Consider the following 20,225-nt stretch of genomic DNA (forward strand, 5'->3'; position numbering starts at 1 on the left):
CCGCGTCAGGCAGGTACTAGCTTCCGGAGCCTTGGTCAACCGCCGGGATATCCGCGGATTCATCGATCTCCAGCAAGGCAATCCGGCCGGCTGCCCGTGCCAGGTCCGCGGACAATCCCGTCCCCACCAGGAAAACCGTGACGTCGTGGGCGTACAGAATTTCCACGAGTGTGCTGAAACTGTCCCACACGGATGACTGCTGAGGTGACGGGTCCCCCTCCTGCTGGGGAACGCCGTCGATGACCCACGTCCGGTGCCGGCGTGCCAGGACTTCATAGTCTGCCGCTGATGCCCAGCCGGTACAAAGCTCGCCGAAGCTGATCCACAGTAGATCGGGTTCCGCGTTCTTGGCGGTGAGCTTCAGTGTGGCGGGCATCAGCGTGCGCCGCTGCACGGGCGACGGCGGAAACAGTCCGTAAGCGCCCAGCTGATGGTCGGTGCCGGGCGTGATGATGCGTCCCTTCGCGAAGGAAGGCTTTGCCGCGGCGTCGGTTCCGCCGTCCATGTCCTACAGCCAGCCTTTCCTTTTGAAGATGCCGTACATCAGCGCTGCCGTGCCGGCCATCAGGAGGATGGCCATGGGGTAGCCAAGGGCCCAGTGAAGTTCGGGCATATGGTCAAAGTTCATTCCGTAAACGCCCGCCACGAAGGACGGAGCGAAGAAAATCGCCGCCCATGAGGAGATCTTCTTGACCTGCTCATTCTGCACAGCGCTGGCTTCGTTCTGCCGGTTGGCTGTGAGGGTCCCGTCAAGGGTCAGGGCGTTCTGCAGCAGGTCGCGGAACGAGTCTGCGCGGGAGATGACCCGCTCCACGTGATCCTCCACGTCCCGCAGGCTGTGCCGCAGTTCGGTTTCCACGCCGTACTTTTCGAATCCCCTCTTGAGCTGCAGCATCATATCCGGCAAGGGATGGATGGCGCGCTGGAACTGGATGACCTCGCGGGCCAGTTCGTAGATGCGACGCGACACAGTAGTTTCCCCGCCGAACAGCTGGTCTTCAATCTCGTCAATGTCGTTTTCAAGCCCGGCCACCACCGGCGCGTAATCGTCCACCACACGGTCCAGGAGAGCGTAGAGGACAGCTTCGGGACCGTGCCGCAGGAGGTCGGGGCGGGACTCAAGCCGGCGCCGGACCCGGGCAACCCCCACCATTTCGGCGTGCCTGACAGTGACAACAAAGTTCCTGCCCGTAAACACGTGGAGTTCCCCGAACTCGACGGTTTCGGTGTCGTCGAGGTACCGCGCCGGCCGGAGGACGGTGAAGAGGTTGTCGTCATAGCGTTCCAGCTTGGGACGCTGATGTGCGGATATGGCATCCTCAACGGCCAGCGCGTGGAGCCCGAATTCGGTGGCAACGGCTGTCATTTCTGCTTTGGTGGGCCGGTAGAGCCCGATCCAGGCCATGCCTCCGTTTTCGGCAAGGATCTCGAACGTCTGCTCAAGGCTTTGCGGTTCGGCGCTGCGGACACCGTCGACGTAGACGGCGTTGTCGATGATGGTCACAGGCGGTCAACCTCCATCCGGACCGCGGCCGGGGCCTGAGTTCTCAGGACATCGCTCCGATGATGACGCCGGCCGCGGTCATGGCAACCACATCGTGCCCGGAATCGATGAGCGTGACGGCCGCCGGGCGCCCTGCGAAGCCGTTGTGGATCACGTGGCCGCCTGCACGGAAGACCAGCGCCAGGACAAGCGCGAACCAGCCGCCGGCCAAGGCATTGTCCAGCCCTAGCTTGCTGATGAGTACCGCCAGCAGGATGGAGGTGAGGGCGGCAGTCAGCATCATCGGGAGCCAGATCCCCGCCCCGCCGCCGATCTTCTTGAGGTCTTCTTCCGTCTTGCCGATGGCGGCCATCCACCGCTTGCCGAGCACGGCGGGCATGTACCAGAGGAAACCGATGGCCATGTTGGCGATGAACGCCAGCAGCACCGCGAGCCAGTTGATCTGCGAAATATATGAGAGCCAGTCCATGCTCGAATCCTAGTCGCTTCGTCTGGGGGCGCCCTGGCGCCGGGCCTGCTGTTCGTGGGGCCGTGGTGGCTGCTGCTCTCCGAGGTCCGCCAGCCGGCTTATCAGGGGCTCTGTCCGGTACGGAATGTGCGTGTGAAGAGCCAGGACGGTTTCGGTCCGGATGACGCCTTTGATCCTGAGGATCTGCCGCAGCGCAGCCTGCAGGTTGTGCGTATCGGTGGCCACCACGCGACACCACACGTCGCCCCGGCCAGAGATCTCGTGCACCTCAAGGACCTGGGGCAGGAGCCGCAGTGAACCCACCACCCCGTCCAGGTCGCGGTGTGTCACCTCGATCGTTACGAAGGCGACGACGTCGTAGCCCACCGCTTCCAGGTCGATCTCCCGGCCGCCGTCGTGCAGGACACCGGTGCGGAGCATGCGGCGCATCCTCGACTGCGCCGTGTTCCGCGCGATCCCCAGGGACTCGCTGAGCTCGGTGATCTGGACCCGGGGATCGCGGACAAGTTCCAGCAGGATTTTCAGGTCAGTGCTGTCGAGATTATCCAAAACTGTCACTTTCACTTATTAGATGGAAGGAATGTTGATGATTTTGCTCAATCTTTCCATGAAAAACGGCTCGATCAGGCAACCTTGGCCCATGGTTGAAGCATCAGTTTTCCGTCCCTGGCGGCGTCCCATAAGGACAGCCTGCCCTGGCCAAGGCAAAGGCACTGTGAATGACAGTCTTCAGTGAGCTCCGCATGCGTCCGCTGGCAACAGCACCGACCGGGTGGGATGCATCGAACACGGCACGTCTGGTCATGGCGGGCTCTGTCATTTTCACCTTGCTGGTGGGGGCAAATCTGGCGACGCCCTTGTATCCCCTGCTCCAGGCTAACCTCGGACTTTCCCCGCTCGGGGTCACCGCAGCCTTCGCCAGCTACGTCCTGGCGCTCGTCATAACACTGATGGTGGCCGGTCACTGGTCCGACCACATCGGCCGGAGGGCTGCGCTCATTCTCGCAGTGATGGCGGGGCTGGCCGGAGGAGCAGTTTTCGCGCAGGCGGGAAACCTGGCCACCCTCTCCGCCGGCCGGGCCCTGCAGGGCATCGCGGTCGCGCTGGCAACCGGTGCAAGTGCAGCCGCGCTCCGCGAATTGCTCCCCTCACGCCCCGAGTGGGCGACCCGGTTCACTTTGCTTGCCTCGGCCGGCGGCGTGGCGGCCGGCCCCTTCATCGGCGGACTGCTGTCGCTGCTTCCGGGCCCGACTACAGCGCCCTACTATGTGCATTCAGCGGTCCTGGCGGCGATGCTGGTGCCGCTGTACCTGCTCCGGGCACGCCCTGCTATCAAACCTCCTGCCGGAGCCCGGCCGCTGAAAGCGCTGGCGCCGCGACGTCCATCGGTGTCCACCGAGGCCAGGGGCGCGTTCTGGCTGGCGTCCGCCGTCGGCTTCCTCAGTTTTTCCGTCTTTGGGTTCTGCCTTTCCCTGGCTCCCGCCTACTTTGCCGGGATTCTGGGGACCGATTCACGTCCCTTGATCGGCGCGCTTGCCGGCCTGACGCTGGGGGCCTCGGCCCTGAGCCAGCTGTTGACCGTACGGGGCCGCTATCTGGTTCCGGCGGGCCTGGCCGTCCTGGCCGTGTCCGTGCTGCTCCTGGCCGCGGCAGCAGGGTGGCGCAGTCCGCTGCTCCTGGTCATCGCCAGCATTTCCGCCGGCCTGGGCCAGGGGATCTCGTTCCGCACAGTCTTCAATGACATGGCCGGCATGGTTTCGCCGTCCGGCCACGCGCAGACCATCAGCGCCGTGTACGTCATTACCTACCTGGGCAGTGCCGGGCCGGTGATCGGGCTGGGCTGGGCGGCCGCGGTGTTTGGGCTGCAGTCATCGGTGGCTGTTTTCGCCGTTCTGTGCGGCGCCTCAGCCCTGGTTCTCGCCGCCGTGACTCTGCGTGCCGCTTTGCTGCCGCGTCCCAACCTCTGCGGGTAAGACACCTGGGTTGTGCCTCGCTCACGGACCTACGCCGGCGGACCTACCCGGGCAGACCTACGCGGGCAGACCTACGCGGGCAGACCTACTCGGGCAGGGGGCCGTGGTTTCCCTGGATGTGGTCGAAGACGAGGGTTGTCTCAGTGTGGCCCACAACGGGGTCGGTGGCGAGGTTGTCCAGCACCCAGTCCCGCAGATCCTCGGTGCTGGCGACGGCGATATGCAGGAGGTAATCGACCGAGCCTGAGGTGTGGAACGTGGAGAGGACGGCCGGCAGGTGCGGAACCCGCGCCGTGAAGCGGTCGATCTGGTCCCTGTCATGGGCCCTGAGCCGCACCGCGACCAGCGCCTGGACCGACCTTCCGATCGCTGAAAGGCTGAGCTTGGCTTCAAAACCCTGGACAATGCCGCGTTCGGACAGTGCACGGGTCCGCATCAGGGCCGTTGACGGAGCGATGCCGACCAGTTCTGCCAGCTGCTTGTTGGAGATCCGCGCGTCGTCGACGAGTGCTGCCAGCAGCCGTTCATCAATGGCGTCCAGGGGTTCGAGGTGTGCCCCGGCCCGGATGTTCTTCGCATTGCTGCTCATGGAATCTCCTCATAGTGTTCTAAGTTCATCCTAGACTCGCGATTCCGGCCGATCACCCGGCGGATCCCGCTTCGCCCGAATAATCACCGGAAGGAGACGGCCTTCACAACGGATAGTTCAGGCAGCGGTCTGCTGCGGCTTTTGGACGCTCCCGGCCGGAGCCGTCTCTTCCGCCCGGGGATGGACGACGGCGATAGTCACCGCTGTCAGGCCGGCCAGCACAGTCACGGTGAGGGCCAGGGCCGTCCAGCCCAGGAACTGGAAGACCAGGCCGCCGGCCCAGCCGATAACGCTTGATCCGAGGTAGTACGCCAGGTTGTACAGCGAAGCGGCCTGGGCCCGTCCGGTGGTGGCAATGCTCCCCGTCCAGCCGGCACCGATGCTGTGGGCCGCGAAGAAGCCCGCGGTGAAAACCAGAAGTCCGGTGAGGATGAGCGCCAGCAGCGGGACAAGGGTCAGGGCCAGCCCCGCAATCATCAGGAGTACCCCCGCCAGCAGGACATTCCTCCGGCCGTAGCGCTGGGTAAGCCCTGCCGCCCACCGGGAGGAAACGGTGCCGGAAAGGTAGGCAAGGAAGATCAGGCTGATTGCTGTGGCGGGCAGACTGAAAGGTTCACCGGACAGGCGGAAGCCAAGGTAGTTGTAAACAGCCACAAATCCGCCCATTAGCAGGAAAGCCTGAACGTAGAGCGCCAGGAGCCTGGGGGCACGCAGGTGGCCTGCGAGTGTCCTGACAGCACCTCGCAGTCCGGCTGCCCCCGCCGGGGTGAATCCCCTTGCCTTGGGTATCAGCAGCAGGAAAAGGACTGCGGCAATGGTCGCCAGCACGGAAACCGCGAGGGCGGCGGCCCGCCAGCCCCACAGCTCACCTGCCGGGCCTGCCACCAGTCGCCCCGCCAGGCCGCCCAGTGTGGTGCCGGCGACGTAGCTTCCGGCCGCCAGTGCTGCATGAGCCTTGTTTACTTCCTCATTGAGGTAGGCGATGGCTATCGCCGGGATTCCGCCTAGTGCCATTCCTTCCAGCAGCCTCAGGGACAGCAGGACGCCAAAGCTCGGGGCAAGCGGCACCAGGAGGCCAAGGATGGTGGCGGCTGAAATTCCCATGGTCATGGCTTTGATCCGGCCTATCCGGTCGGCCAGGAATGACCAGGGGATGACAGTGATGGCCAGGCCCACCGTAGCCAGTGAAATGGTCAGAGCGGCTTCGGCTGCCGTGACCTGCAGGTCGGCAGCCATGATCGGGAGCACCGCCTGAGTGGAGTACAGCTGGGCAAAGGTTGCCACCCCCGCAAAGATGAGCCCCGCCAGAATTTTCCGGTAGGCCGCGGAGTCCTTCGGGTGCCCGTTCCAGGCGTGGGGGATGGCGGACCGGCTTCCGGGCTCTGAAGGGGTGATGGGCATGGCACCAGCGTAAGCTCATTGGATATATGCTTCCAATGCATCTTTTGATGGTCATTGATAGCAAATGTTGAATGTTAAGTCGTGGGGCATGGCACCGGAAGGGGAGGCACATGGACGCCGATTACAAGCAACTGGTACAGCTGCTGCCGTTACTTCCCGTGCTCGCGGAACTGGGCCGCACGCAGCACGTCACGGAAACGGCGGAACTGCTGGGAGTGCCGCAGTCGACGGTGAGCAGGGCGCTGGCCCGCGCCAGCGCCGCCGTCGGAACGGAACTTCTGATCCGGGACGGAAGGGGCGTGCGCCTGACCCAAGCCGCCAGGACGCTGCTGCCGTATATCGAGTCGGCATTGACTGAACTCCAGGCCGGGCTGGACCTGGTCAGGCATGAGTCGGACGTGGTGCGGGGGAAGATCTCTATATCCTTCCAGCACACGTTTGGCGAGGCCACGTTGCCCTTGCTCATCAGTGCCTTCCGGAGCCGCCACCCTGAGGCAGCATTCACGCTCAGCCAGGGAGCACGGGACGACTGCCTCGCTGAACTGGCTTCGGGTCAGGCGGACCTGGCCCTCACCGCCCCGGTTTCAGCGGCCGGCAGCAGCCTCTCGTCGGCATCCCTCTATCGCGAACCCCTGCGGTTGGTGGTGCACCACGAGCACGCGTTGGCGGGACGGAGCAGTGCCCGGCTCCAGGACATCCGGAGGGACCCCTTTGTGGCGATGGGTCCCGGCTACGGCTTGCGGTCGCTGACGGACGCGCTCTTCCGCGAAGCGGGATTCAGGCCGCGGATTGGCTTTGAAAGCCAGGACTCCCACACCGTCCGCGGGCTGGTCTCGGCAGGGCTGGGGGTCAGCATCCTGCCGCCCGGAGGGCACGGGCCGGGGCGGCATGTCAGCGCGGAGACGGGAAACCTTGGATGGACCGAACTCCCGCTCGAATCCGGCCTTGCCTACCGGGAGATTGGGCTGGCCTGGCGCCGGCGCAAGCCGGGACCGGATGCAGAACCAGATCCTGTCCGGCTCTTCCGGGAGATGGTTCTGCTCGAGGGCCCCCGGCTGCTGGCCGGACTCGTCGCGGCGCGTTCACGCAGCCACTGAAATCCGCACCCTGAAACACGACGGACGCGCTGTTCTGCGAGGCGGGATTCCGGCTGCGCATCAGTAGGCTTGTGACGTGACCAACCCCGAGCAACCCCGTGCAGCCTCGTCCGTCAACGTCCCCGACTCCGTTAACGTCCCTGACGCAAAGCCGCAAGGCCAGCGAGGATCCGGCCCGCTGGCAGGAGCAATCATTGGCCTGGACATCGGCGGCACCAAGACCCACGGCGTGCGCTTCGAGGACGGCATTGCGGTGGCGGATTCCTCGGCAGGAAGCTCAAACGTCCAGAACGTGAGCCGTGAGGAGGCCGCTGCCCATCTCGCTGAGTTGTTTGCGCGGATTGCGCCCACCGGCGGCGGCGTGGCCAGGGTCTATGCCGGTTCCGGCGGCATAGATACCGACGACGACGCCGCGGCCCTGGCTGCCCTGATCGAGCCGCACGTGCCGGGGGCGAGGATCACCGTGGTCCACGACTCCCGCCTGCTGCTCGCCGCGGGCGGGGCAAGCACCGGCGTGGCAGTGATAGCAGGCACCGGGTCTGCCGCCTGGGGCAGGAATGAGGCAGGGGACGAAGCGCGTGCCGGCGGCTGGGGCTACCTGCTGGGCGACGAAGGCAGCGGCTACTGGCTGGGGCGCGAAGCCGTCCGGCATAGCCTGCGGAGGATGAACCAGGGCCTCCCGGTTGATCAGCTCACCTCCGCGCTGTTGGATTCGTGCGGAGTGGATGACCCGAACCGGCTGATTGCACTTTTCCATTCCTCCGGCACCGGCCGCCGTTTCTGGGCGCAGCAGGCCCGCCATGTCGTGGAGGCCGCCGCCGCTGGCCACGTTGCGAGCCAGGAGCTGTTGGATCAGGCCGGCAGCGACCTTGCGGACCTGGCGGTCCAGACATTGCGGAAGCTCGGCATAGAGGGCCCGGTGATCCTGGGCGGCGGCCTGGGCATGAACGTGGCAGGGCTGCAGGACGCGTTCCGCAAGCACCTTGGCGCCGCAGGCGTTACGGACGTCCGGGTCCTGGACCAGGAACCGGTCTTCGGCGTGCTGCAGCTCGTGGCGGAGCAGGACACGGCCCGGCGCTGACCGGCCCGGGGGTAGGCCAGCCCGGCGGTAGGCCAGCCCGGCGCGGATCCGGGGCAGGATCAGGGACTGGCGGCGCGTTTCCGCGGGGTCAGCCTGACCGCCGGCATCGGAGGCGCGGGTATGCGGCCGGCCTCGGAGCCGGCCTCGGGGCCGTGCCCCTTGACCAAACCGTAGCGGGCGGCGCTTGCCCCGGCCTCAGGCAGGCCGGCCTGGGCCTCCCAGTCTTCCCGGGCCTGCTCCACCTCGTCGTGGGACCGGCCCACGAAGTTCCACCACATCAGCAGTTCCTCCTGGAACGGCTCCCCGCCGATGAGGAGGAAACGCGTGCCAGGCAAAGCCTGCACCTCAAGCGATGTGCGGCCAATACCCAGATAGCCCAGCGGTCCCGGCCGGACTTCCTGCCCGTCCAGCGCCAGCCCGCCGTCGAGCACCAGGACGGCATGTTCAAAATCATGGTTAAGCGGCAGGACGGCATGCCCCGAGCAGGAGATGTCGGCTCCGATGATGGGCGAGTACATGGTCGCGGGGGACACGGCACCGGCGAATTCACCCACCATCACAGTTGCCGTAAAGCCTTCACCGGTTACCGACGGCAGTTCCCTGTGCTGCTCGAAGGCCGGCTCGCGGTGCCGTTCGCCGTCCGGAAGCGCCACCCAGAGCTGAAGTCCCCGCTGCAGCGGAAGCGAGTCCCCGCCGTCGGCCTGTGGAAGTACAGCGAATTCCGAATGGGAGACCCCGTGCCCGGCCGTCATGATGTTCAACTCACCGGGGCGGACCACCACGTCGCTGCCCACGCTGTCCCGGTGGCGGATGTTCCCGGCCAGGGGCCAGGTGACCGTCTGGAGGCCGATGTGGGGGTGGGGAAGGACGGACATGGCCGTCCGGTCAGGGCCAAAGCTGTCCAGGAAACACCATGCACCGATGGTCGGAAGTCCGCGTTGGGGGAGCGTGCGCTGGACGTTCATGGCGCGGACGCCGCCCAGCGGAACTTCCCGTTCCGGCCAGAGCTGAAGGCAGGGGCCGGAGGTTCCTCCGGGGCCGGCTGGCGGGCATACTTCCTGCTGGGGAGAGACTTCCAAGTTGGTCACCATCCAACTCTAAGCCGCCCTGGTCCCGAATCAGCGGCAGACGCCTGCGCTGGATCCGCCGCCATCCGCGCAGGGCACGTTTCCGAATCATTACAGTAGGGAGTCCCTTGCCCGGTTTGTCCATTGACTGGTTAAGCTGGGGGTGGATTGGGGCCGTTGTCCCGGTCTGTGTGCTTATGACCGGATCGCTCCAGTCCAATGCCGAATGAGAGAACAGGTACGTCCGGAAATGGACCAAGCCATGATTGAGTTCAAGAGCGTCACCAAGCAGTATCAGGGCGGGCATCCGGCCGTGGACCAGTTGACCATGTCCATCGGCAACGGGTCGATCACGGTCTTCGTAGGACCGTCCGGCTGCGGCAAAACCACCTCGTTGCGGATGATCAACCGCATGGTGGAGCCCACCTCAGGAGCCATCACGGTAGCGGGTAAAGACGTCACGTCCGTTCCGGCCGCCGAGCTGCGCCGGTCGATGGGGTATGTGATGCAGTCCTCCGGACTGATGCCGCACCGCTCCGTGCTAGATAACATCGCGACGGTTCCGCGCCTGAACGGAGTCCCGAAGGCACAGGCCCGCAAGCGCGCGGAAGAACTGCTCGACGTCGTCGGCCTGGCTTCCGCGCTGGGGAGGCGCTACCCGTCGCAACTGTCCGGCGGACAGCAGCAGCGCGTAGGGGTGGCCCGGGCACTCGCCGCCGATCCTCCGGTGCTCCTGATGGATGAACCGTTCAGCGCCGTGGATCCTGTGGTCCGCGAGGAACTCCAGCAGGAGCTGCTGAGGCTGCAGAAGGACCTCGCCAAGACCATCGTCTTTGTCACGCACGACATCGATGAGGCCACGATCCTGGGCGACAAAGTGGCGGTTTTTGGGCTTGGCGGCCGGCTGGCGCAGTACGCCACGCCCGAAGAGATCCTGCGGGCCCCGGCCAATGACTTCGTCGCGTCCTTTGTGGGCCGCGACCGCGGTTTCCGCCACCTCGGCTTTACGGTGTCCGACGGCGTGGCCATCCACCCGGTGCCCACGCTCACGGCCGGAGATTCCGGGTTTTCCGTGGACCCGGCAGGCTCGGAGTGGCAGTTGGTGGTGGACGCGGACATGCGCCCCCTCGGCTGGGCAAATCCGGCGACGGACGGTGACCTCATCCCTGGCGGCTCCCTCTTCCGCCCCGGCGATACTTTGCGCCGTGCCCTGGACGCGGCGCTATCTTCACCGTCCGGTCTGGGCGTTGCAGTGGATTCCGACGCCCGGCTTCTGGGTGTGATCCGGGCACAGGAGGTCCTGGCTCTCATCGAGGATGCCCGACGGCTCAGGCAGGCCGCTCTCTGATGGAGTGGATTCTCTCTAACAGCGGGATGATCCTGGAGCGGGCCGGCCAGCACATGGTGCTTGCCCTCGTACCTATGGTGCTTGGGCTGGTGATCTCGATTCCGCTGGCCCAGCTGGCCCGGATCAGCCCCGCGCTCCGTACCGTGGTGCTCACGGCCAGTTCGCTGCTCTATACCATCCCGTCGCTGGCGCTGTTCATCATCCTTCCTCCACTGCTGGGTACCAGGATCCTTGACCCGCTCAACGTGATCGTCGCCCTGACCATCTACGCGGTGGCCCTGCTGGTCCGGGCCGCCCTGGACGCGTTCGATTCCGTGGACGAAGAACTGCGCCAGGCCGCCGTCGCGATGGGGTACAAGCCGTGGCCCAGGTTCCTCCAGGTCGACCTGCCGCTCTCCCTTCCGGTGCTGTTTGCCGGCCTCCGCGTGGTGTCCGTCAGCAACATCTCGCTGGTGAGCGTGGCTGCATTGCTGGGGGTCGGGAACCTGGGCATGCTGTTCACGGACGGCCTGCAGCGAACTTTCGTGACCGAGGTGGTGGTGGGGATCGTGGCCATCCTGGTGCTGGCCCTGGTCATGGACGCCGCGCTGGTCCTGATGGAGCGGCTACTGACGCCCTGGACCCGGGCAGCGGATGCCGCCGGCCCTTCACCGGCGGTCAGCGCAGGAATCGTTGCTGATGTCCGGGTCCATGCGGGGGGCGGATCATGAGCAACATCTTCACGGACACGCTTGCCTGGATCGCGGACCCCGCCCACTGGACCGGAAGATCCGGAATCCCCGTCCGCCTGCTGGAACACCTGGAGTACAGCGGACTGGTGCTGGTGATTGCTGCCGCCATCGCCATACCGCTAGGGCTGTACATCGGGCACACCGGCCGCGGCCGGGTTGTTGCCGTAGGCGTCGCGGGCGCGCTGCGGGCCCTGCCAACCCTGGGCCTCCTGGTTCTCTTCGCGCTGATTGCCGGCAGCGGTCTCACGCCGCCGGTCTGGGCCCTGGTGATCCTTACCGTGCCGCCGTTGCTCGCCGGGACGTACGCCGGCATCTCCAGTGTGGACCGCGACGTAGTGGACGCCGCGCGGGCCATGGGCATGACCGAGCTGCAGGTACTGTTCGACGTCGAACTGCCCAACGGCCTTCAGGTCATGTTCGGCGGTATCCGCACTGCCGTCCTTCAAATCATCGCCACAGTGTCCGTGGTGGCCTACCTGCCGCTGGGGGGCCTGGGCCGGTATCTTTTTGACGGCCTGGTATTGCAGGACTTCCCGCGCATGCTTGCCGGTTCGCTGCTGATTGCCGGGCTTGCCATTGCAGTGGACCTCGTCCTGGCCGGGGTGCAGCGGTTGCTTCTTTCGCCCGGCCTTTCGCCTGAAACCCCCGGTGGCCGGAAGGCCACCACCGATCTCACAGCTGTCGCACCGGCGCCAGCTGCTGTCCAAGGAGGCAATACATGAAGAACCATGTTCGGACAACCGTGACCCGGCGGAGCGTGGCAGGCCTGGCCGCCTGCATAGGCATCGCCGTCGCTCTTTCGGCCTGCGGCGGCAGCGACCCGCTCGCCAAGCCCAGCACGAGCGCCGGAAACGGCAGCGGCCAAGGCAAAGCGCTCACCGTCGGCTCGGCGGATTTCCCGGAAAGCCAGGTCATCGCCGAGATCTATGCCGGGGCCTTGAACGCTGCGGGCATCACGGCAACCACCAAGCCGAATATCGGATCCCGGGAAATCTACTTCAAGGCCGTCCAGGACGGCTCCGTCGACCTGGTGCCCGACTACTCCGGGAACCTCCTGTCGTATGTGAATCCGGACGCCCCGGAAGTATCGGCTGACGATGTCTACAAAGCACTGCCGGGAAAGCTTCCCGATGGACTCGCCGTCCTTGAAGCCGCCAAGGCCGAGGACAAGGACGCCATGGTGGTCACCAAGGCGACAGCCGAAAAGTACCAGCTGAAGTCCATCCAGGACCTGGCCAAGGTGTGCAAGGACCTGACCATGGCGGCCCCGGCCACGTTCGAAACGCGCGCCTACGGCTTCCCCGGCCTCAAAGACAAGTACGGCTGCGAACTCAAGGCACTCAAGCCGTTCAGTGACGGCGGCGGAAACCTGACCCTGCAGGCCCTTCTCACCGACGACGTGCAGGTGGCCGACATTTACACCACCACGCCTTCGATCGCTGACAATGACCTGGTGGTTCTGGAGGATCCGAAGAACAATTTCAAGGCACAGCAGGTGCTCCCGCTGTACAACAAGGCGAACATGACCGACAAGGCCAAGGACGCCCTCAACGCAGTGTCGCGGGCCCTGACCACGGACGACCTGATAAATCTCAACCGTGCAGTCAGCGGCGACCAGAAGCAGAACGCTAAGGACGCGGCCGCCGCCTGGCTCAAGGACAAGGGAATCGTCAAGTAGTTGATTGTCCTGATGGACGGCTGTCCTGATGGACGACGCCGGGCGCCGGACTGTGGGGGTCCGGCACCCGCCGTCGTGCCCTGTTACGCGAGCCCCGCCGGCACGAATGGTGCGGCCCGCGCTGTGTCCGAGGTCTCAACGGAAGTACATCCGTCCTGTGGCATATTTGATGGATGGCAGAATTCAAGCAGTCCACCAAGCTCCATAACGTCCTTTACGACATCCGTGGACCGATTCTTCAGGCAGCCCAGCAGATGGAGGCGGAGGGTCACCGCATCCTCAAACTGAACATCGGGAACCCCGCGCCGTTTGGATTCGAAGCGCCGGACGCGATTCTGGTGGATATGATCCGCCATCTGCCGCACGCCCAGGGCTACAGCGACTCCCGCGGCATCTTTTCAGCCCGCACGGCCGTCTCGCAGTACTACCAGACGCGGGGAATCCAGAACATCCATGTGGATGACATCTACCTGGGCAACGGCGTCAGCGAACTCATCACGATGTCCCTGATGGCCTTGCTCGACGACGGCGACGAAGTCCTGATTCCCACGCCCGACTACCCGCTGTGGACTGCGTCCGTTGCCCTCGCCAGCGGGAAGCCGGTGCACTACCTCTGCGACGAGGAGTCCGGCTGGCAACCCGACCTTGAAGACATGGAAGCGAAGATCACTCCCCGCACCAAGGGAATTGTGGTGATCAACCCGAACAACCCCACCGGGGCCGTGTATCCCCAAGAGACGCTGAAGAAAATTGTGGCGCTCGCGGAGAAGCACGGGCTGGTGCTTTTCGCTGACGAGATTTACGAGAAGATCCTCTACGAAGACGCTGTGCACATCAACCTCGCGGCGCTGACCGGAGACGACGTTCTTTGCCTGACTTTCAGCGGCCTGTCCAAGGCCTACAGGGTCTGCGGGTACCGTGCCGGCTGGATGGCCATCTCCGGCCCCAAGAAGGACGCCTCGGATTACCTGGAAGGCATCAGCCTGCTCGCCAACATGCGCCTCTGCGCCAACGTGCCTGCCCAGCACGCCATCCAGACGGCATTGGGCGGGTACCAGAGCATCAACGACCTCATCCTGCCCGGCGGCCGGCTGCTCGAACAGCGCAACAGGGCGTACGACATGCTCAACGCCATTCCCGGGGTGAGCACCCAGCAGGCCCGTGGCGCCCTCTACCTCTTTCCGCGCCTGGACCCGGAGGTCTACAACATCCGGGATGACGAAAAATTTGTTCTTGACCTGCTCCGGGAACAGAAGATCCTGGTCTCCCACGGCCGTGCCTTCAACTGGGTACGCCCGGACCATTTCCGGATGGTCACGCTGCCTAACGTGAAGGACATTGAAGAGGCAGTCGGACGCATGGGGGACTTCCTTAGCCGGTACCAGGGGAACTAGCCTGTGGTGACGGGCCTCCGGCCCGTCACACTTCGGGAAGAGGATCCTCATGGCCGCCGTCGTTCAGTTCGAGCAGCACCCATCCGAGACGCTGAAGATCGGACAAGGCTTTACCCTGGCGGACGTCGACCCTGACTCGACGCCGGGCTACCGCGGGAACAAAGCCGACGGCCGGGCACTCCTGGCTGATCTGGACGGCAAACTGGGAGAACTTCAGGAAAAGTTGTTCGCCGAGTCCCGTTTCGGCGGGACCAAGCGGATCCTGTTGATCCTGCAGGCAATGGATACCGCCGGCAAGGGCGGCATTGTCAGCCATGTGATGTCCGCCATGGACCCGCAGGGTGTCCAGTTCAAGGCATTCAAGGCTCCTACCGACGAGGAGAAGTCCTATGATTTCCTGTGGCGGATCGAAAAGGAGGTTCCGGCCGCAGGCATGGTGGGCGTTTTTGACCGATCCCACTACGAGGATGTCCTGATCCACCGGGTCCACAGCTGGGCAACCCCCGAGGAACTCAAACGGCGGTATGTGGCCATCAACGAATTCGAGTCACGCCTGACCGAATCGGGAACGAAGATCATCAAGGTCATGCTCTATATCAGCAGTGAGGAGCAGAAGTCCCGGCTCCTGGCACGGCTGGACAACCCGGCCAAACACTGGAAATACAGTCACGGTGACCTGGACGAGCGCGCCTTCTTTGATGACTACATGTCGGCCTTCCAGGCCGCCTTCGATGAGACCAACAGCGAGGCGGCGCCCTGGCACGTGATCCCGGCGAACAAGAAGTGGTATGCCCGGATCGCCGTGCAGCAGCTGGTGCTGGGTGCCCTGACGGACCTGGATCTTCAGTGGCCCAAGGCCGAGTTCGACGTCGCCACCGAACGCGAGCTGGTGGCCAGGTCCTGAGGGCTTCTCGGAAATAACTGCGGATGGCGGGTCGGCAGCTTGGCGGCTTGGAGTCCGCGGCCGGTCAGCGCTGTCTGTCAGAGGGGCTGGTCGCGGGCGGCGGCGAGCCGCTTCCGGGCTCCCTCGAGCCACTCTTCGCAGCGCTTGGCCAGGGCTTCCCCGCGTTCCCACAGCGCCAGGGATTCCTCCAGGCTGGCTCCTCCGGCCTCGAGCCTGCCCACTACCGCGACGAGCTGCTCGCGGGCTTCCTCGTAGCTCAGGGCCTCAATGTCCGAACCCGGCTTGGTCTCAGCCATGTGTTTCTCCTTGTTGGATGCTTCCGGTGGATGTGGCGCCGAAACGGCCCCGGGCAACACGGACCGACAAAGGGGTGCCGGAGGGCGCCTCTTTGGGATCCCGGACCACGGCATGCCCTGCCGGGACGTCAGTTCCGGCCGCTCGGGCGTCGGCGAGCTCAACGACCGCATAGCCGCGATCCAGGGTTTTCTGCGGTGAAAGTGCCCGCACCTGGGCCTGAAGGTGGACGAGCTGGTCTGCTGCCCGCACCACGATGGAGCTGACAGCGGCGGATGACCTTCGCAGGAGGCGTTCAACGTCTTCGGACCGTGCCGTGACCATGCCCTCCGGGGCGGCCATGACGGGCCGGGAATGAAGGGACAGCAGGCGGTCGGCCTCCCGGTCCACCAGGCGGCCAATGCAGCGACGCAACTGCTCGCGGGCCTGGCGCACGTTGGCAAGTTCCTCGGCGACCTCCGGGACGATCCGTTTGCCTGCGTCCGTTGGGGTGGAAGCCCGAAGGTCTGCCACGTCATCGAGCAGGGGCCGGTCCGCCTCGTGCCCGATGGCGCTGACGACGGGCGTCGCCGCGGCGGCGACGGCGCGGATCAGCTCCTCGCTGTTGAACGGCAGAAGGTCTTCAAGCGCGCCGCCACCACGGGCGATGACGATGACGTCCACATCCGGACGTTCGTCGAGTTCCCGAAGAGCCCGGATGATCTGTGACACTGCCGTGTTGCCCTGAACCGCCACTTCGCGGACCTCGAATTCGACGGCGGGCCAGCGGAGCGCCGCGTTCTGGAGGACGTCTTTCTTGGCATCCGAGTCGCGGCCGGTAATGAGGCCGATCCGGTGGGGGAGCAGGGGCAACGGCTTCTTCCGGGAATCGGCAAAAAGGCCCTCAGCGGACAACGCCTGGCGCAGCCGTTCGATACGTGCCAGGAGGTCGCCCAGTCCCACCGGGCGGATGTCCCTGACCAACATATTCAGTCGGCCGGTCTTCAGCCAGAACTCAGGCTTGAGCAAGGCGACAACACGGGAGCCGCGCTCCAGAGGCATGTTCTGCCGCTCGAGGATTTTGGTCCAGACAGACGCCGGCAGGGATACCTCTGCGTCCACGTCGCGCAGGGTCAGGTAGGCGTTCGTACCGCGCCTGTTCAGCTCGATGACCTGCCCTTCGACCCAGGCCGACGGTGTCCGGTCGATATGGGCCTTCAGTTTTTGGGACAGGAGCTGCAGGGGCCACGGGTTGTCGGGTGTAGTTTCTGCCGCCGTGGCGGGAAGTGTGGTGGCTTCCGGCCCGGGAAGGGCCGCCGGTTCAGACATGCTCACGCCCTGGGGAAGCAATGGCTCGGGGCATGGGCATTCCTTTACTGGTTCTTGCACTGGTACTTGTTGTTGTGGCGAATTCGTAGCGGCCTTCATCCAACCTTATCCATAAGCTGTACCACTGGACTCTGACATTCCTTCTCCAGCCGCCCCCATAGGATGGCATCACCGCCGCTAACCCTAAGGACCTGATTTGCGCACTTTTGTTTCTGCCATTGCCGTCATCCTGGGCGTACTGCTGTCCGCTGTGGCTGTTCCGGCGATCTGGCTTGACCGCAATATCATGCAGGAGGACGGCTTTGTCGCACTCGCCGCCCCGCTGGGCAAGGATGAGGTGTTCCAGCATCGGCTCGCTGCCGCCGCGGTGGGAACCATCGATACCAGCGCCGCTCCCGAAGCCCTGGCCGGAATGGTCAAGCCCGTGCTGGAAGCGTTGGCAAGGTCATTGTCAGGGTTGCCCGGATACCCGGCCGCCTGGGAGGAGACGCTGCGCAAAAGCCACCGGCTCAGCATTGCCGACCCCCGCACCTTGCCGCCCGAAGCGGACTCCACCACGTCGCTCACGCTGGACGTGGCACCACTCGTGGCATTGGGGGTGCAGGAGATTTCAAAGACGTCCGGATTACCCCTGGCCGCTCCGGACCAGACATTGATCAGCATCGGACAGTCCAGTCAGCGTCAGCTGATTGAACGGGTTGCCGCCTACGCCCCCATGGGATACAGCCTGGCCATTGCAGCGGGGGCCGCATTCGCTTTGGCATTGGTTGCCGCCCGCCGCCGGTGGGCTGTCATCTTCAGTGCCGGTGTTGCCGGCCTGCTGCTGGCTGGCTTGTGGACGGCCGGATCGCAGCTCGCCGGCGACGCCGTTCTTGGTGCGGCGAGCGGCAACGAGGTGGCGGACATGTTCAAGAATGAATTCGTCGGCGCGGCTTCCAACAACTTCAGGTCCTGGATCCTGGCCACCGCTATTACCGGCGGGGCACTGCTGGTGGCGGGAATCGTGATCCGGGTTGTCTCGCCGGGACACGGCCGAGCAACCCGGTAGCATGGATAAATGACCTCCTCAGCAGTTTCCCTTTCGATGCCGACCGTCCCGCGAAGGCGGCGTTCCCCTGAGGACGTTGCCGCGGCCGCACCGGTTTCCGGTCCCAAGAAGGTCCTGCTGGCCGCTCCCCGCGGGTATTGCGCCGGTGTGGACAGGGCTGTTATCGCCGTGGAAAAGGCTCTTGAACACTACGGCCCGCCGGTTTATGTGCGGAAGCAAATCGTGCACAACGTCCATGTGGTCAGCTCACTTGAGGAACAGGGGGCCATCTTCGTCGATGAAACCGACGAGGTTCCCGAAGGAGCCCTCGTGATCTTCTCCGCGCACGGCGTATCGCCCGCCGTCGTCCAGTCCGCTGAGGACCGTGGGCTGCGCACCATTGACGCGACGTGCCCTCTGGTCACGAAGGTGCACAAGGAAGCCGTCCGTTTCGCCAAGGATGACTTCGACATTCTGCTGATCGGCCACGACGGGCATGAGGAAGTTGAAGGAACGGCCGGTGAAGCTCCGGAACACATCCAGATCATCAACGGACCCCACGAGGTGGATAAGGTCACAGTCAGGGATCCGGAGAAAGTCATCTGGCTGTCGCAGACCACCCTTAGCGTCGACGAGACCATGGAAACGGTCAGGCTGTTGAAGGAACGGTTCCCCACCCTGCAGGATCCGCCCAGCGACGATATCTGCTATGCAACCACCAACCGCCAGGTGGCCATCAAGAAGATCTCCCCCCAAGCAGATCTTGTCATCGTGGTGGGTTCAGCCAACTCCTCGAACTCTGTACGCCTGGTGGAAGTCGCCCTCGAATACGGCGCCAAAGCCTCCTACCGCGTGGACTTCGCCAATGAAGTGGACGAGACATGGTTCGAAGGCGTTGCGACCGTGGGCGTCACGTCGGGGGCGTCAGTCCCCGAAGTGCTGGTCAAGGACGTGCTGCGGCTGCTGGCGGATTACGGCTACGGCACCGTGGAAGAAGTCGTTACAGCGGAAGAGGACCTGCTTTTCTCGCTTCCGAAGGAGCTGCGGGCAACCCTTAAGGAGGCCGGCGACGTCAGCCGTGCACTGGGCGGACGCCGGCCCCGCAGCTAGCCCTCCTCAGGCCGCAGTTTCACGTTCATGAAACTCTGGCGCAGCCAGGGAACGCGGTGTCACCTCCACTGCGGCGGGAGTCACCAGGCCTGACTCGTCCAGGGCATTGAGTTTCCGGGCGGTCGGCAGGATCCGTGCCTCCAGCGTGCCCACCATGGAGTTGTACCGGTCCACCGATGACTTCAGGGACGAACCCAGCTTGCTCACGTTCTCGCCCAGGGTGCCCATGCGCTCGTACAGCTGCCGGGCAAGGTCGAACAGCTCACGGGCGCTGTCCGTGAGCACATCCTGCCGCCATGTGAACGCGACGGATTTGAGTACGGCCAGCAACGTGCTGGGTGAGGCAAGGACCACGTTCCGGGACAATGCATGGTCCAGGAGAGTCGCATCAGCCATCAGGGCCGCGGCCAGAATTGATTCCGCCGGGAGGAAGCAGATCACCAGCTCAGGGGAGTTGCCGGGGATGTCCCAGTACTTCTTGGTGCTGAGGGAATCGACGTGCGCACGGAGTGCTTTGGCGTGGGCGGCCAGCAGCGCCTGCTGGGGCCCCTGAGCCAGGCCAGCGTTCGACGAACCGCGCCCGGGCTCGCGGGAGCCGAGTTCCTGGGCCTCAAGGTAGGAGGACAACGGCACCTTGGCATCTACAACCAACTGCTTTTCACCCGGCAGCTGCACTACCAGGTCGGGGCGGACTGCTGAATCGCCGCCGCCGCTGTGGACCTGTTCCAGGAAATCCACGTGGCGCAGCATGCCGGAAGCCTCCACCACGCGGCGCAGCTGGACTTCCCCCCATTGCCCGCGGGCGCTGTTGGAGCGGAGCGCGGATTCCAGGGCATGCGTGGAACGGATCAGCTGCTCATCCGACAATCTCGCCTCCTGCAGCTGCTGGGCAAGCTGCCCGTACTGTTCCAGCCTGTCGCGTTCCAGCAGCGCGACCTGCTGCTGGACGGCTGTCAGTTTTTCCGCCACGGGAGCCAAGGCCCGGAGCACGTTCCCGTCCTGGCTGCGGGACTCGCCCAGCTCGCGGTTCTGCGAGGCGAGCAGCCGGCGCTCGGCGTCGGCGGCCGCGTACTGTGCACTGACCTCGGAAAGGCGCGATGAGACGGCGTCGAAATCCTCTTCGAGGGCATGACTGCGCGTGCGCAAGGAAAAGTACATGACAGCGGCGCCTACAAGCGCACCTAGCAGCAGCGTCAACAGGGCAAGAATCACGGCGAAAGCATCCATATCCTCACTCTGGCATGCCCCTG

At 64.8% G+C, this 20,225-nt stretch carries 21 protein-coding genes; 11 read left to right on the plus strand and 10 right to left on the minus strand.

The window, feature by feature from the left end:
- Window positions 1-16: 16 nt before the first annotated feature.
- From zapE to QFZ40_RS05230, 4 genes are read right to left on the minus strand one after another with little or no spacing between them, the layout of a single operon-like run.
- Complete coding sequence (gene zapE, locus QFZ40_RS05215) at window positions 17-505, minus strand: AFG1/ZapE family ATPase (protein ID WP_306903226.1); 489 nt, start codon at window positions 503-505, stop codon at window positions 17-19.
- 3 nt (window positions 506-508) lie between these two features.
- Window positions 509-1,504 (minus strand): magnesium/cobalt transporter CorA, encoded by a 996-nt coding sequence (corA, locus tag QFZ40_RS05220; RefSeq protein ID WP_306903227.1) that lies wholly within the window; start codon window positions 1,502-1,504, stop codon window positions 509-511.
- A gap of 43 nt (window positions 1,505-1,547) precedes the next feature.
- Entirely contained in the window at window positions 1,548-1,973 is a 426-nt protein-coding gene (locus tag QFZ40_RS05225; RefSeq protein ID WP_306903228.1) for a DUF1761 domain-containing protein, read from the minus strand.
- 9 nt (window positions 1,974-1,982) lie between these two features.
- Entirely contained in the window at window positions 1,983-2,522 is a 540-nt protein-coding gene (locus QFZ40_RS05230) for an Lrp/AsnC family transcriptional regulator (RefSeq protein ID WP_306906824.1), read from the minus strand.
- 170 nt (window positions 2,523-2,692) lie between these two features.
- Here QFZ40_RS05230 and QFZ40_RS05235 point away from each other — a divergent pair, with 170 nt between their 5' ends.
- Window positions 2,693-3,946, plus strand: a complete 1,254-nt coding sequence (locus QFZ40_RS05235) for an MFS transporter (RefSeq protein ID WP_306903229.1) — start codon at window positions 2,693-2,695, stop codon at window positions 3,944-3,946.
- A gap of 85 nt (window positions 3,947-4,031) precedes the next feature.
- Here QFZ40_RS05235 and QFZ40_RS05240 read toward each other — a convergent pair whose 3' ends face one another.
- Both QFZ40_RS05240 and QFZ40_RS05245 read right to left on the minus strand, forming a co-directional pair.
- On the minus strand, window positions 4,032-4,535 hold the full coding sequence (locus QFZ40_RS05240; protein WP_306903230.1) for an Lrp/AsnC family transcriptional regulator: 504 nt from the start codon (window positions 4,533-4,535) through the stop codon (window positions 4,032-4,034).
- A 117-nt stretch (window positions 4,536-4,652) separates the two neighbouring features.
- Window positions 4,653-5,936 (minus strand): MFS transporter, encoded by a 1,284-nt coding sequence (locus tag QFZ40_RS05245; protein WP_306903231.1) that lies wholly within the window; start codon window positions 5,934-5,936, stop codon window positions 4,653-4,655.
- 110 nt (window positions 5,937-6,046) lie between these two features.
- Between QFZ40_RS05245 and QFZ40_RS05250 the strand changes: the two genes are divergently transcribed.
- Together QFZ40_RS05250 and QFZ40_RS05255 are read left to right on the plus strand one after the other, a co-directional pair.
- A complete protein-coding gene (locus tag QFZ40_RS05250; protein ID WP_306903232.1) occupies window positions 6,047-7,033 on the plus strand; it encodes a LysR substrate-binding domain-containing protein in 987 nt (328 codons plus the stop codon).
- 76 nt (window positions 7,034-7,109) lie between these two features.
- Complete coding sequence (locus QFZ40_RS05255; protein WP_373427393.1) at window positions 7,110-8,114, plus strand: N-acetylglucosamine kinase; 1,005 nt, start codon at window positions 7,110-7,112, stop codon at window positions 8,112-8,114.
- 59 nt (window positions 8,115-8,173) lie between these two features.
- On the opposite strand, the gene QFZ40_RS05260 is transcribed toward QFZ40_RS05255, so the two are convergent.
- On the minus strand, window positions 8,174-9,202 hold the full coding sequence (locus tag QFZ40_RS05260) for a pirin family protein (protein ID WP_306903233.1): 1,029 nt from the start codon (window positions 9,200-9,202) through the stop codon (window positions 8,174-8,176).
- A 229-nt stretch (window positions 9,203-9,431) separates the two neighbouring features.
- Here QFZ40_RS05260 and QFZ40_RS05265 point away from each other — a divergent pair, with 229 nt between their 5' ends.
- The 6 genes from QFZ40_RS05265 (at window position 9,432) to QFZ40_RS05290 (ending at window position 15,236) form a co-directional block, all read left to right on the plus strand.
- A complete protein-coding gene (locus QFZ40_RS05265; protein WP_306906826.1) occupies window positions 9,432-10,529 on the plus strand; it encodes an ABC transporter ATP-binding protein in 1,098 nt (365 codons plus the stop codon).
- Window positions 10,529-11,239 (plus strand): ABC transporter permease, encoded by a 711-nt coding sequence (locus QFZ40_RS05270; RefSeq protein ID WP_306903235.1) that lies wholly within the window; start codon window positions 10,529-10,531, stop codon window positions 11,237-11,239. The genes QFZ40_RS05265 and QFZ40_RS05270 overlap by 1 nt, the downstream gene beginning before the upstream one ends.
- Window positions 11,236-11,982 (plus strand): ABC transporter permease, encoded by a 747-nt coding sequence (locus QFZ40_RS05275; RefSeq protein WP_306903236.1) that lies wholly within the window; start codon window positions 11,236-11,238, stop codon window positions 11,980-11,982. The genes QFZ40_RS05270 and QFZ40_RS05275 overlap by 4 nt, the downstream gene beginning before the upstream one ends.
- Entirely contained in the window at window positions 11,979-12,938 is a 960-nt protein-coding gene (locus QFZ40_RS05280) for an ABC transporter substrate-binding protein (protein WP_306903237.1), read from the plus strand. The genes QFZ40_RS05275 and QFZ40_RS05280 overlap by 4 nt, the downstream gene beginning before the upstream one ends.
- A gap of 173 nt (window positions 12,939-13,111) precedes the next feature.
- The gene (locus QFZ40_RS05285; protein WP_306903238.1) at window positions 13,112-14,332 is read left to right on the plus strand and encodes a pyridoxal phosphate-dependent aminotransferase; all 1,221 of its coding nucleotides are present in this window, start codon (window positions 13,112-13,114) and stop codon (window positions 14,330-14,332) included.
- A 49-nt stretch (window positions 14,333-14,381) separates the two neighbouring features.
- Window positions 14,382-15,236, plus strand: a complete 855-nt coding sequence (locus QFZ40_RS05290) for a polyphosphate kinase 2 family protein (RefSeq protein ID WP_306903239.1) — start codon at window positions 14,382-14,384, stop codon at window positions 15,234-15,236.
- 77 nt (window positions 15,237-15,313) lie between these two features.
- On the opposite strand, the gene QFZ40_RS05295 is transcribed toward QFZ40_RS05290, so the two are convergent.
- Together QFZ40_RS05295 and xseA are read right to left on the minus strand one after the other, a co-directional pair.
- Entirely contained in the window at window positions 15,314-15,532 is a 219-nt protein-coding gene (locus QFZ40_RS05295; RefSeq protein WP_306903240.1) for an exodeoxyribonuclease VII small subunit, read from the minus strand.
- Complete coding sequence (xseA, locus tag QFZ40_RS05300; RefSeq protein ID WP_306903241.1) at window positions 15,525-16,838, minus strand: exodeoxyribonuclease VII large subunit; 1,314 nt, start codon at window positions 16,836-16,838, stop codon at window positions 15,525-15,527. Before xseA ends, QFZ40_RS05295 begins: the two co-directional genes overlap by 8 nt.
- A 196-nt stretch (window positions 16,839-17,034) precedes the next feature.
- Between xseA and QFZ40_RS05305 the strand changes: the two genes are divergently transcribed.
- Together QFZ40_RS05305 and QFZ40_RS05310 are read left to right on the plus strand one after the other, a co-directional pair.
- A complete protein-coding gene (locus tag QFZ40_RS05305; protein WP_306903242.1) occupies window positions 17,035-17,886 on the plus strand; it encodes a hypothetical protein in 852 nt (283 codons plus the stop codon).
- Between the two features lie 9 nt (window positions 17,887-17,895).
- Window positions 17,896-18,975 (plus strand): 4-hydroxy-3-methylbut-2-enyl diphosphate reductase, encoded by a 1,080-nt coding sequence (locus tag QFZ40_RS05310; protein WP_306903243.1) that lies wholly within the window; start codon window positions 17,896-17,898, stop codon window positions 18,973-18,975.
- Between the two features lie 6 nt (window positions 18,976-18,981).
- On the opposite strand, the gene QFZ40_RS05315 is transcribed toward QFZ40_RS05310, so the two are convergent.
- Window positions 18,982-20,202, minus strand: coding sequence for a DNA recombination protein RmuC (locus QFZ40_RS05315; protein ID WP_306903244.1), 1,221 nt, complete (start codon window positions 20,200-20,202; stop codon window positions 18,982-18,984).
- Between the last annotated feature and the right edge of the window lie 23 nt (window positions 20,203-20,225).

This window comes from Arthrobacter pascens, from assembly GCF_030816475.1.
GTDB classification, from domain to species: Bacteria; Actinomycetota; Actinomycetes; order Actinomycetales; family Micrococcaceae; genus Arthrobacter; species Arthrobacter pascens_B.